The organism is Oceanisphaera sp. (genome assembly GCF_052084945.1).
In the GTDB taxonomy this organism is placed as follows: domain Bacteria; phylum Pseudomonadota; class Gammaproteobacteria; order Enterobacterales; family Aeromonadaceae; genus Oceanimonas.
In genome coordinates, this window is record NZ_JBQDEX010000092.1 from 1 (window position 1) to 12042 (window position 12042).

The following is a 12042-nucleotide window of genomic DNA, read 5'->3' on the forward strand; positions in this document are numbered from 1 at the left end:
GCGGCTGCTGTTATCAGTTTGTAGAAGAAGATTTCTACCGTTCTGACTCCGAGCAAGCCATTAATGAGCTGCAAATAGTACTGACTTATCGTGAGCATAGGCCCGGTATTAGTGAGCATTCCTCTCGCTTAGCGCGCCTTGAGCCGGTGTGGGTAAAGCACAAAGATGGCTTTCATCGAGTGCATTATCGCGCGACAGCTAACCGTACAGGGCAAAAAATTATCAGTCATCATGGTTTTACAAATGCCACAGGAATGGCACTTGAGCTTGATAATGCCCAGCAGTTAGTACATCAATTAATTGAAATGAACCCAGTGTTTCGTTTGCGAGATTCGCGAGGTACTCCACAAGATTTACCTATTGTTAATTTAAATGGAGACTATGAACAGCTACTAAACCAGCTCAGTGAGCAATTAGCCGAAGAAGACAACCTTCCTCAACAAGATATTAAGGCCGGTTTAGACGCGCTACGTCAATTACTGGAACACTATTTTACCCCACAAGGGGCGACTAGCCGTGCCCCAAGGCGGGCGCGCGATATTGCTATTCACCCCGTTACCCTAAGCCAACTGGGTAAGTTGAATAACTGGCAGCCTAAAGGTGAAGAAAGTAACTTGTCTTTAGCATTGTCCACCGTAGCCCACACTATTTTGCAAGCGCGCGGTGGGCGACCTATTGAAACCGGCGCACGGCCGTTACTTTTGATTGAAGACCCCGAGAGCCGCTTACATCCCACTATGTTGGCGGTGACCTGGGGGATTTTAGACCGTTTTCCCGGACAAAAACTGGTAACAACTAACTCAGGTGACTTACTCTCGGCATTTCCATTGCATCATTTACGCCGTTTAGTGCGCCAGCCACACCAAACCAAAAGTTTTCGTATTGGTAATGAAAAGTACAACGGCGAAGATATGCGCCGCATTGCCTTTCATGTGCGTATTAATCGCCCTATGTCGTTATTTGCGCGCTATTGGCTATTGGTTGAGGGAGAAACTGAAATTTGGTTGCTCAATGAGTTAGCGCGAATTTGTGGCTATATACTGCCAGCAGAAGGCATTCGTATTATTGAATTTGCACAATGTGGCTATAGCCCCTTAATTAAGGTGGCCCGAGATTTTGGCATTGGTTGGCATCTGCTGACTGACGGAGATGAAGCGGGACAAAAATATGCCCAAGGGGTGCGTAGCCTGCTGCGAGGTGAGCGTGAAACAAATCACCTTACCGTACTACCTAATATTGATATTGAGCGTTATTTATTTGATAACGGGTTAGAGTCTGTATTTCGTGAAGAGGCACAAATATATGATGCTCATACTCCAATCAATCGGATCATAGAGCGTGCACTCAGTCGACGCACTAAGCCGGGTATGGCGCTAGCGATAATAGAGGCTATTGAACTACAAGGTGTAAAAAGAGTGCCGACAGAGCTCAGGCGCATGTTTGCTCGAATTGTCGCGAATGCCCGAAAACAAGGCTAGCATGACATAGCTTGAAGCTCTATGACTGACGTTGTAGCCGCTTTTCGCTTTCTTTATCTTTTGGAGAATAATAAATGACTGAACACTTGGCGGCGCGACTTTTTGCGCCCTTGGCACTTACTGCCATGGCGGCCTTGGTATTATTACTGTGGATATTACGCAATGGTGATTTATGCCCAGGGCAACGACGACGCATCAGTGATGGCTTAATGTCAGTTTGGGCTGTGTTTGGCTTAGCCCTTATGTTGTCGGTAGAAGCTAAAGTACCTCCATTTCTGTTATGGCTAGGAGGTACCAGCTTAGTGATAGGGCTGGCGGGTGTTTTGTATCAGGCTCGTTTACAAGGTAAGCGTAGCCTTTCTTTAGCGTGGCATGTTCCGGCATTAGTGTTGGTATTAATGTATGGCGCTGCATTAGTATTTAGAGTGGGGCCGGCGGCTATCTTTATGGCCGGTGCTGGGGGCTGTGTGTTTGCTCATCTTATTATGGTACGGGCTAAACACCGCTTGCAGGCATTTAATGGATTATTACCATTGGCTGGCATCGGCTTTTCTCTGGGGTTAGTGATCTACTTGTTGATACAAACCCTGTTGATGCAGCAAGCTACCACGGTCGCTGTGCCTGTGCAGAGCTTGGTTATGCCGTTTGGTCAGCTGTGTGGGGCCATTTTATTGGGTGCTATGATCTGGTTAGTGCCTTTGTTACGAAAGCAACAGACTAAACCACCAGTGATTGCGGTTGCCGCCTTGTTAATATTAGGTGCACTAACCGTGGGGCAGGGCATTATCTGGCAGTTATCAGTTAACATAAATTAAACAGCAAAAAAATTGCAGATTAGAGTAAATTTTTCTCGTTGTACTTAACTGTCTCTTCTTCCTAACATGCGCGCCTCAAAATTCGGAGGCGTTATGCGTTTAGTTCCCCTTTATTTTCATTTAATACTGCTTACCTTGGGTAATGCGTTTTTGCTTACTTTGGTGGCGGTGTATTTGAATGCACAAGGAGCCTCTGCCGCACAAGTGGGCTTAGTCGGCTCTGCTTTCTATTTGGGGATGTTTGGTGCTAGCTTTTTTGCCGATAAGTTTATTCAGTACTGCGGGCATGTTAGTGCCTTAATACTGTGCTGTGTCACCATGGCGCTGGCCGCGTTAGCTTTAACTTGGACGGATTTATTACCACTGTGGTTAATACTGCGCATGTTTGCAGGCGTTGCTGCCGCGATTGGCTTTGTCGCGGTAGAAAGCTGGGTATTGGGTGTTGCCCCCTTAAACCAGCGCTCTCGTTCTATGGCGCGTTATATGCTGGTGTATTATTTTAGCTATGGCATTAGTCAGCTGTTTATCGATTGGATCCCATTATCGGGCATACTGGGATTTTGTTTAGCTGCCGGTTTATGTCTGTTATCTGTTGTGCCGCTTTATTGGACGCAGCGCCCAGACTTAAACGGTGATCCCACAACAAGTATGGTGGCTAATAGTAAGCCTCCTCGGTCTGAGCGTGCATTAGGCTTAGTCGGTTGCTTGGTGGCAGGGATGTTATTAGGAGTCTTGTCTTCTTTGATGCCTATTCAGCTAAAGCAGTTGGCTTTAGGCGAAGAGGTTGGCCTTTATATGGCATGGCTTATTTTATGCGGCATGGCATTTCAGCTACCTAATGGCACTTTGTCAGATCGACTTGGCCAAAAAACCATGATGGCAGTACAAACGGCCATGATCGGTATCGGCTGTTTGCTGTTGTGGGAGTGTGAGGGAAAAAGCATATTATTATTGGCGTTCGCCCTGTTGGGAGCCGGTGGATTTACCTTGTATCCCACCACCATGGCTTATGCTTGTGGCAAGATGAACGGCAGAGCCTTGGTAAAAATGACGCAAAAGTTGATGTTCGTCTATAGCTTAGGTTCACTAGCGGGACCTATGATGGCGGGCATGATGCTAGAGCGGTTTCAGGCTGGGTTATTTTTGTTCGTTATTTTGTTAGTCACAGGCTGGGGGATATGGTTGTTGATGATGCGTTTATTAAGCAACAAGCCGGTGGGCACCACCATATAAATTGGCGTTTATTCATCGTATGTTGCTAAAGGCCGATCGAGTGTTGGCCTTTGCTATATTTAACATTCAACCTAGTGTGTACAGGTTTATGTTAGTATAAGAGTAGAATAATACTCACATAGTATTTAGAAGGGTGGAAATATGAGACTAAAAACATTATCAGCACTGACCATGGTGGCGGCATTTGGCCTAGCAGGGTGTGCCAACCCTGATGTTTACTCAGGTGATGTGTATGGCAGCGGTGCGGCTAAGCAAGCACAAAGCGTGACTTATGCAACAGTAAGTTCAGTGCGCCCTGTGCTTATTCAGTCAGGAGATAAAAATCCGAATGCCATTGGTACATTAGGCGGCGGTGCAGTAGGCGGCATTTTAGGGCACCAAGTGGGCGGTGGCTCAGGGCAAGCTTTGGCAACCGCAGTGGGTGCTATCGCAGGCTCCATGGTAGGTTCACGAGCCGAAGATAAAGTTAATCAAGTTAAAGCCGTAGAAATTGAAGTGCGCACCGATAATGGTGAAAATTTGGTGATCGTGCAAAAAGCGGATCGTAACTGGCAGCCAGGGCAAAGAGTGCGTTTGGTCGGATCAGGCAGAAACCTCAGCGTAGCGCCTTATTAAGCGGCTCGCGACATAAGCAATACAACAAAAAGGCACCCTAGGGTGCCTTTTTGTTGTGAAACTGATTTTATTTTCACTGTACGATTTTTTATTATCGTTATTATTTTATGTCTTACAGTCCTGTCTTCCTGGGCTCATTTACATCTGTGCCAAGGAAGGGGCAGAAACAGCGACTAAAGCAACGCCAACTGTAAAAATGACGGTAATCACTAGCTCTTTCATTTTTAGCCTTCCTCAACTTGTGGTCTGTAGGTTCAATATAGCGTGTTTATGGTCTCTTTTCAATCTATGTTTGTTGTTTAGTTAGGTTAGGAGGGGTTTATTAGACGTAAGTCTTATTTTTGCTAGTCTATGTGCTGGTGGTTCTGCTTTTACACTAACGTTAGTCTTAGGTTTATGCTTTTTTTATCTTATTTTTATTGTTCTATCAGTAAGTTAAGGGGGTGTTTGGTTTGTTGAACGATTTGGTGGTAAAAGAGGCGGTGACTTGGTTTGGTTGCATAGTTTGATATAAAAAGAGCTTTGCATAAATTAAGTTATATGTGGCCCGCTATATTTTGCTTATTAAAGCATCAATAAGATAGCTTCTGCCTCTACTTGGCATTTTTAGGTGTGCAGTCGCATAAATGAGGTAATCTGTCTTAGCTAACTAGTTTGACTTAAATGGTGGTTGATAATGACCCGTGTTATCGATTCTTTGAGAGCACATTTCTGATAAACTAAGCGCCAGTTATTATTGGAGAGTTGGGGTAGGGTTTGGCGCAGTCGGTTGAGCAGTTGCAGACAAGACTAAAAGAATGCAGAGGGGCCGAACGGGGTCGCTTTCGCCGTCGCTTGCAAGGGGTGGCTAAACTACCTGCGGCTAAGCAGCAGACAGTGCTTGAGAAAATTGCGCTACAAATGGCTATTTCTATGGCCGAGCGTAGTCGCCGCCAAACACTGCTTACTCAGCCGATTCATTTTCCGCCGCAGCTGCCGGTTAGTGATAAACGTGAGCTAATTAAGGAAGCGATTCGTGATCACCAAGTTGTGATTATTGCCGGTGAAACTGGCTCGGGTAAAACTACGCAAATCCCTAAAATGTGCCTTGAGCTTGGCTTGGGTATTGATGGCACCATTGGTCATACGCAGCCAAGACGACTGGCGGCGCGCAGTGTGGCGGCGCGGTTAGCCCAAGAGCTCGAGTGTGAGTTAGGCGAGCGTGTTGGTTACAAAATCCGCTTTAACGATAAAGTCAGTGATTCAACCCAAGTTAAACTGATGACAGACGGCATGCTGCTGGCCGAAATTCAGCAAGATCGTATGCTGCGCCAATACGACACTATTATTATTGATGAGGCTCATGAACGAAGTCTTAATATCGACTTTACCATGGGCTATCTTAAGCAGTTGTTACCCAAACGCCCCGATCTAAAAATCATTATTACCTCGGCTACCATAGATCCTGAGCGCTTTTCTCAGCACTTTAATCAAGCGACTATTATTAGTGTGTCGGGGCGGACCTACCCCGTTGAGTTGCGCTACCGGCCTTTGGTGGATGATAACCGCGACCGAGATCAGCTACAGGGTATTTTTGATGCGGTGACCGAGTTAACCCAAGCAGGCCCCGGCGACATTCTGATTTTTATGAATGGTGAGCGGGAAATTCGCGACACCGCCGATGCGCTCAATAAATTAGCGCTACGCCACACAGAAGTCGTCCCGCTGTATTCTCGGCTGTCCAATGCCGAGCAAAACCGCATTTTTCAATCTCATACCGGGCGGCGCATTGTGCTGGCCACCAACGTGGCTGAAACCTCACTGACTGTGCCTGGCATTCGCTATGTGATTGATCCCGGCACGGCCCGCATTAGTCGCTATTCTTATCGCACCAAGGTGCAGCGCTTGCCTATTGAGCCTATCTCTCAGGCCAGTGCCAATCAGCGCATGGGGCGCTGCGGACGAGTAGAGGCGGGCATTTGTATTCGCTTATACGGTGAAGATGACTTTTTAAACCGCCCCGAATTTACCGATCCTGAAATACTGCGCACTAATCTGGCCTCGGTGATTTTGCAAATGCTGGCATTAGGCTTAGGTGATATTTCGGGCTTTCCGTTTGTTGAAGCCCCTGAGCGCAAACACATTAGTGATGGTATTCGCCTGCTCGAAGAATTAGGTGCCGTGTTAGGGGAGCAGGGGGACTTGCGTTTAACGCCTTTGGGGGCCGATTTGGCGCGTTTACCGGTTGATCCTAGATTGGCGCGTATGGTGCTCGCTGCCCGTGAGCAAGGCTGTGTAACCGAGGTTATGGTCATTGCCGCCGCGTTAAGTATTCAAGACCCCAGAGAGCGACCACAAGATAAGCAACAAGCGGCAGCAGAAATGCATCGTCGTTTTGCCGATAAAGACTCAGACTTTGTGGCCTACATTAATCTGTGGAATCATCTTAAAGAGCAACAAACGGCGCTAAGTGGCAATCAGTTTCGCAAGCAATGTATTAGGGAGTATTTAAACTACCTAAGAGTGCGTGAGTGGCAGGATATTTACAGCCAGTTGCGGTTAGTGGTACGAGAGCTGGGCTTTTCGCTTAATAGCGAACCGGCAAATTACAATAGCCTGCATCAGGCGTTACTGAGCGGCATGTTAAGCCAAGTAGGGCTGCGCGACGGTGATAAAAAAGACATTATCGGTGCGCGAAACGCTCGTTTTGTATTAGTGCCTGGCTCATCATTAGCCAAAAAGCCGCCCCGTTGGGTGATGGTGGCCGAGCTGACTGAAACCCATCGTTTATATGGCCGTACCGCTGCGCGTATTGAGCAAGATTGGATAGAGCGCGGTGCAAAGCATTTACTTAAATCCAGTTATAGTGAGCCCTATTGGTCAAAGCGCCAAGGGGCAGTCATGGGCTATTTAAGCCAAAGCTTATTTGGCTTGCCGGTGGTCGTGCGCCGGCGGGTCAATTATAGCGAGGTTGACCCGACATTGTGCCGTGAGTTATTTATTCGCCAAGCATTAGTTGAAGGTGAGCTAAATACGCGCCATGCTTTTTTTCATGATAACCGCGCCTTGCTTGATCAAGCACAAGCGCTAGAGCATAAGTCACGTCGTCGTGATTTAGTCATTGACGACGAAACCCTGTTTCGCTTTTATGATGAACGCTTGCCTGAGCATATAGTGTCAATTCGCCATTTTGATAAGTGGTGGAAAAACGCTTATAAAGAAGCGCCCGAGCAGCTGCATTTTAGTGAAGATATGCTACTCAACGAGCGCGCAAGTAAGGTAACAGCACAAGATTACCCCGACACATGGCAACATGATGGCGTTAACCTCACATTAAGCTACCAATTTGAGCCAGGGTTAGAAGAAGACGGTGTCACGGTGCAAATCCCGTTGCCTCTGCTCAATCAGGTAACGGCTGCGCCTTTTGTGTGGCAGGTACAAGGGTTACGCCAAGAGCTGATAGTGAGTTTAATCAAATCTTTGCCTAAACCGATGCGTAAACACTTTGTGCCGGCGCCCAACTTTGCCGAGGCGGTGTTGTCGGCAGTGACCCCGTTTGAAGGGGAATTGCTTGATCAAGTAGAAAAGCACTTACGTCGAATGACTGGGGTAACAGTACCAAGAGAGGAGTGGAATTGGCAGGCGTTGCCGGTGCATTTACTGATGCGCTTTTGTGTGCAAGATGCTAAAGGTAACACTTTGGCTGCTGGGCGTGATTTAGAGGCGATTAAGTTGTCGTTGCAAGGCCAAGTGCAAACTGCACTTACCCAAGTGGTGGATGACGATCGATTTGAGCAAGACAACTTACAGCAGTTTCCTGATCGTACCATTCCTAAAACCTATGCTGCCAAACGCGCCGGATTTGAAGTGAAAGCCTATCCGGCACTGGTTGATAATAAAACCAGTGTTGCGCTCACCTTATGCGAAGATGAGCTCAGTCAAGCCCAGACCATGTGGCAAGGGCAGCGCCGATTGCTGTTATTGCAATTGCCGTCCCCCATTAAGTATTTACATGAGAAGTTACCCAATAAGGCTAAACTTGGATTGTACTTTAACCCCTACGGTAAAGTGCTGGATTTAGTGGATGATTGCATTCAAGCAGGCATAGAAGCTTTAATGCGCCAATATGGTGCCCCCGCTTGGTCGCCCACTGAGTTTGAACAGCTAAAAGAGCAGGTTGCGAGCGAACTAAACCACACTGTGGCTAACATTGCCGTACAAGTTGAAGCGGTACTCAGTCAGGCTCATAGCATTAAAAAGCAGCTAAAGGGCAAAATTGATTTGTCTCAAGCCATGGCGATGACTGATATTAAAGCGCAATTAGATGGTTTGATCTTTCGCGGATTTGTAACGGCCACGGGCAGTGAAAAATTAAGGGATATTGGACGTTATTTAACTGCGTTATCGCGACGCTTAGAGAAACTGCCTGTCGACCCGCAGCGCGATAGAGTGCAGTTGCTAAAAGTTGGGCAGGTACAAGCGGCTTATCAGCAACTGCTTAATAAGCAGTCTAAAGGTAAACCATTATCGAATGAGGTGGCCGAAATCCGCTGGATGATAGAAGAATTGCGGGTCTCTTATTTTGCTCAAACCTTAGGCACCGCCTACCCCATATCTGATAAACGAATTTTGCAACAAATACGTGAGCTGTGACTTTATCTTGTGGTCGCCTGTGGTGCATGTTATTATCCGCGCGATTTTTACAGGCAAATGCCGGTCGCAGCATTTGCCACTAACCTTATAGAGAGAAAATTATGTCATTCGTATTCGAAACAGAAGTTCGTTCAGACCTGGGGAAAGGTGCGAGCCGCCGCCTGCGTCATGAAGATAAAGTACCTGCCATTGTTTATGGTGCAGGCCAAGAGCCAGTCGCTGTTGCTTTGGATCACAAAAAAGCGATCATTGCCCAAGCTGAAGATGCGTTTTACAGCGAAGTACTGACTCTAGTGATTGATGGCAAAGAAGTGAAGGTTAAAGTTCAAGACGTACAGCGTCACCCCTTCAAGCCTAAGCTGACTCACCTGGATTTCATTCGCGCTTAATTGCGAATAAAAGACAGAAAAAAACCGCCTTCGGGCGGTTTTTTGTTGGCTACAGTAAAAGAGAATCATCAATGGCGATAAACTGATCAACGGCCTCTATTAAGGCGTTAGCGGTCAGGGCAGGGGCGCCGTAAGCTTCTACTCGCTTAGCGTAATGCGTTCTTAGTTTATCAGTTAAAATAGCAAAATCGCCGTCACCGGACACCAGCACTAATGTATCAGCCAGTTTTGCACTTTCTAACATATCTATGGTGATCCCCACGTCCCAGTCCCCTTTAGCTGATCCGTCTTGGCGTTGAATAAAAGGCTTTAGTTTTACCTCAAAACCAATGGCACGCAAAATATGCTGAAATTGGCGTTGTTTTTCATCATTACGATCAATGGCATAAGCATATGCTGCAACCACCTTACGATTAGCAGTGACCTTTGCCCAAAAGGCGTTATAGTCAAAGTTGCGCCCAAGTGCTTGACGACAGGTGTAGTACACATTTTGTACATCAACAAAAATTGCAAGGGTTTCTTGTTCTGCCTGTTTTTGATACATCACATTATGATCCACTATTGGGGGAGAGCCACAAGGTTAACAGAGTAGCGCGTGCATTTTGAGCAAGGCTCTTATGGAGTCTAGCGTACAAACCGTGGTGGCTAAGGCGTATTTCAGTTACAATTATCCATCATTTTATTTAGCTAAGTACCCGTCGCTCATGAAGTTAATATCAGTAGATAAAACCCGTTATCGTAAACATTTTAATCAGCTACTATTCGGTTGTGCTCTCTGTTTAGCCATATTGAGTTTACTAATTTCTTACACTCTTATTGCTTTATTTCCCGATCCCAGTGGCAGCCATTTTCACTGGAATGCGATTGGCGTACTGGTAAGCGCAGCACTGGTGGGATTTATTTTATATAAATATCGCCATCATCCCTATTTTACTGAAGTTTATTATGTATGGCAGCTCAAGCAGTCATTGAATAAAATCACCCGTAAAATGCGCAAAATAGAAGCAGCCGCTAAGCAGGGCAACCCAGATGCCATGCTGATACTGCAATACAGTTATTCGGGATCACGTTTATTATGGAAGCTAGATGATAACACCTTGATTATGGATGAACTGGCTGTTAAGCAAACCGAACTCAATAATCTCGCAGAAAAATATCACGTTAGCTTAAATATTGATAAGTATAACGAAACGTTACTACAGAATTTTTAAAATATAACCCTCTTTGCTTGGCATTAATAGCAGAAAGCTCCTAGCTTATTTACATTATGTGATTGAATTAAGTGGTTTTCAGTTATTTTGTGCTGTAACAAGTATATTGTTGCGACAAAGCTTCTGAAATGACCATATTATAGGGTTTAGTTATTTAAGGTGAGGCAAATAATGGTATCATTCGCGCCTATCAATCATATACCTATGTGAATTTAAACATGTCAAAAAATACACTCTCAATGTCTATTGCTTTAGCCTTAGGCACCTCGGTTTTAACCACTTCAGCCTTTGCGGCAAACACCTATTTTGATGCCAGAAACGACGCCATGGGCGGAGTGGGTGTGGCTAGCTCGCATTACGGCGTAGCAGCTTTAGTTAACCCAGCCTTAGTAGCGAAAGATGATAAAGTAACAGATGATTTTTCATTGGTGTTACCCAGCATAGGTATTCAAGCCAGTGATAAAGATGACTTGATTGATGCTTTTGACGATTTATCTGATAGTTACGATCGCTTTGAGCAAGATATTGATTTTAATGCACCGGATGTGCAGCAAAGTGCGAAGGCCGTTGCGGATGACTTACGCGCTATTGATAATAAACAAGTTGATGCCAACGTAGGGGTTAATATTGTAGCCACGCTGCCCACACGCTGGGGGTCTGCTAGCTTATTTGCCAATGGGTATGGTTCGGTTGCTATTTCAACACATGTGCATGAAGATGACCTTGGTAAGTTAGAGGGCATTGCCAACGGGACTATTGATCCTAATGATCCTAATTTGACGAATGAGGGGCTTAAGGAGCTTAAATCAGAAGCCCGTGCGGTAGCGGCACTAGTACAAGACTACGGTTTGGCAGTGGCCAAAATTGTAGATATTCAAGGGGTGCCGGTGCATTTTGGGGTAACGCCAAAACTGCAAAAAGTCGATACCTTTAACTACAATGTTAACGCTACTAACTTTGAAACCGATGATATTAATGATAGTAAATATCGTGACAGTGACACCGGCTTTAACGCCGACTTAGGGGTAGCGGTTGATTTTAGCCACGTCACCTTTGGTTTAAGCGCGCGCAACCTCATTGCACGTGATATAAAAACAAAAGAAGTGGACGGTCAGGCATATACTTATAAAGTAAGCCCGCTTGTTAGTGCTGGTGCGGCATATCGCGGCCGATTAATCACTTTAGCGGCAGATGTTGATTTAACCGAAACCAAAGGCTTTACACATGTACAGTCATCTCAGTATGCAGGTGCCGGTTTAGAACTAAATGCATGGGATTGGGCACAGCTGCGTGCCGGTTACCGTGCTGACATTAAAGGTGATTTGCCAAACGTATTTACAGCAGGTATTGGGCTGTCTCCTTTTAATGTTGTTCACCTAGATTTAGCAGGCTTTGTTGGCTCTGACGATGCCTTGGGTGCTGCAGTAACGATGAGTTATACGTTTTAATCCTTTATTGACTGATAACGTTGCAAGAATGATCGCACATTGCTGACCCCTATATCAGTGATAAGCTAGCCCCAGTAGATACTTGTCTGCTGGGGCTTTTTTATTGCGCATCAAACTTAATGATAGAGCTGTTATACCAACCTATAATACCAATCGTATTGGCTTCAACACATGACTTCCGAGCGCCATGGATGGCGTGAGTGCCGATATAGCATGGAGCA

General features: G+C 45.9%; 9 protein-coding genes. 8 read left to right on the plus strand and 1 reads right to left on the minus strand.

The genetic code is table 11. The features are described 5' to 3' along the window. The 6 genes from ACTHY5_RS09035 to rplY form a co-directional block, all read left to right on the plus strand. On the plus strand, positions 1–1478 hold a 1478-nt coding region (locus tag ACTHY5_RS09035), incomplete at its 5' end, for a DUF2813 domain-containing protein (RefSeq protein ID WP_441878877.1). Between the two features lie 74 nt (positions 1479–1552). Beyond that, complete coding sequence (locus ACTHY5_RS09040) at positions 1553–2293, plus strand: hypothetical protein (protein ID WP_441878879.1); 741 nt, start codon at positions 1553–1555, stop codon at positions 2291–2293. 93 nt (positions 2294–2386) lie between these two features. Then, the gene (locus ACTHY5_RS09045) at positions 2387–3526 is read left to right on the plus strand and encodes an MFS transporter (protein ID WP_441878881.1); all 1140 of its coding nucleotides are present in this window, start codon (positions 2387–2389) and stop codon (positions 3524–3526) included. 141 nt (positions 3527–3667) lie between these two features. After that, positions 3668–4141 carry a glycine zipper 2TM domain-containing protein gene (locus tag ACTHY5_RS09050; protein WP_441878883.1) on the plus strand — a complete coding sequence of 158 codons (474 nt, stop codon included), beginning with the start codon at positions 3668–3670 and terminating at the stop codon, positions 4139–4141. A 756-nt stretch (positions 4142–4897) separates the two neighbouring features. After that, positions 4898–8773 carry an ATP-dependent RNA helicase HrpA gene (gene hrpA / locus ACTHY5_RS09055; protein ID WP_441878885.1) on the plus strand — a complete coding sequence of 1292 codons (3876 nt, stop codon included), beginning with the start codon at positions 4898–4900 and terminating at the stop codon, positions 8771–8773. 101 nt (positions 8774–8874) lie between these two features. Then, positions 8875–9162: a 50S ribosomal protein L25 gene (rplY, locus tag ACTHY5_RS09060; protein WP_441878887.1), complete on the plus strand. Its 288-nt coding sequence runs from the start codon at positions 8875–8877 to the stop codon at positions 9160–9162. Between the two features lie 49 nt (positions 9163–9211). Here the strand turns inward: rplY and ACTHY5_RS09065 are convergent, their stop codons facing one another. Further along, positions 9212–9706 (minus strand): LabA-like NYN domain-containing protein, encoded by a 495-nt coding sequence (locus ACTHY5_RS09065; protein WP_441878892.1) that lies wholly within the window; start codon positions 9704–9706, stop codon positions 9212–9214. Positions 9707–9866: 160 nt separating this feature from the next. On the opposite strand from ACTHY5_RS09065, the gene ACTHY5_RS09070 reads away from it, so the two are divergent. Together ACTHY5_RS09070 and ACTHY5_RS09075 are read left to right on the plus strand one after the other, a co-directional pair. Beyond that, positions 9867–10373 (plus strand): DUF3087 domain-containing protein, encoded by a 507-nt coding sequence (locus ACTHY5_RS09070; RefSeq protein WP_441878888.1) that lies wholly within the window; start codon positions 9867–9869, stop codon positions 10371–10373. Positions 10374–10591: 218 nt separating this feature from the next. Next, complete coding sequence (locus tag ACTHY5_RS09075) at positions 10592–11821, plus strand: conjugal transfer protein TraF (RefSeq protein ID WP_441878890.1); 1230 nt, start codon at positions 10592–10594, stop codon at positions 11819–11821. Positions 11822–12042: the final 221 nt, after the last annotated feature.

Bases quoted from the DNA above. Each gene is read 5' to 3' on its own strand.
- ACTHY5_RS09040 (WP_441878879.1), top strand. From the start codon at position 1,553: ATGACTGAACACTTGGCGGCGCGACTTTTTGCGCCCTTGGCACTTACT.
- ACTHY5_RS09045 (WP_441878881.1), top strand. From the start codon at position 2,387: ATGCGTTTAGTTCCCCTTTATTTTCATTTAATACTGCTTACCTTGGGT.
- ACTHY5_RS09050 (WP_441878883.1), top strand. From the start codon at position 3,668: ATGAGACTAAAAACATTATCAGCACTGACCATGGTGGCGGCATTTGGC.
- rplY (WP_441878887.1), top strand. From the start codon at position 8,875: ATGTCATTCGTATTCGAAACAGAAGTTCGTTCAGACCTGGGGAAAGGT.
- ACTHY5_RS09065 (WP_441878892.1), bottom strand. From the start codon at position 9,706: ATGTATCAAAAACAGGCAGAACAAGAAACCCTTGCAATTTTTGTTGAT.
- ACTHY5_RS09070 (WP_441878888.1), top strand. From the start codon at position 9,867: ATGAAGTTAATATCAGTAGATAAAACCCGTTATCGTAAACATTTTAAT.
- ACTHY5_RS09075 (WP_441878890.1), top strand. From the start codon at position 10,592: ATGTCAAAAAATACACTCTCAATGTCTATTGCTTTAGCCTTAGGCACC.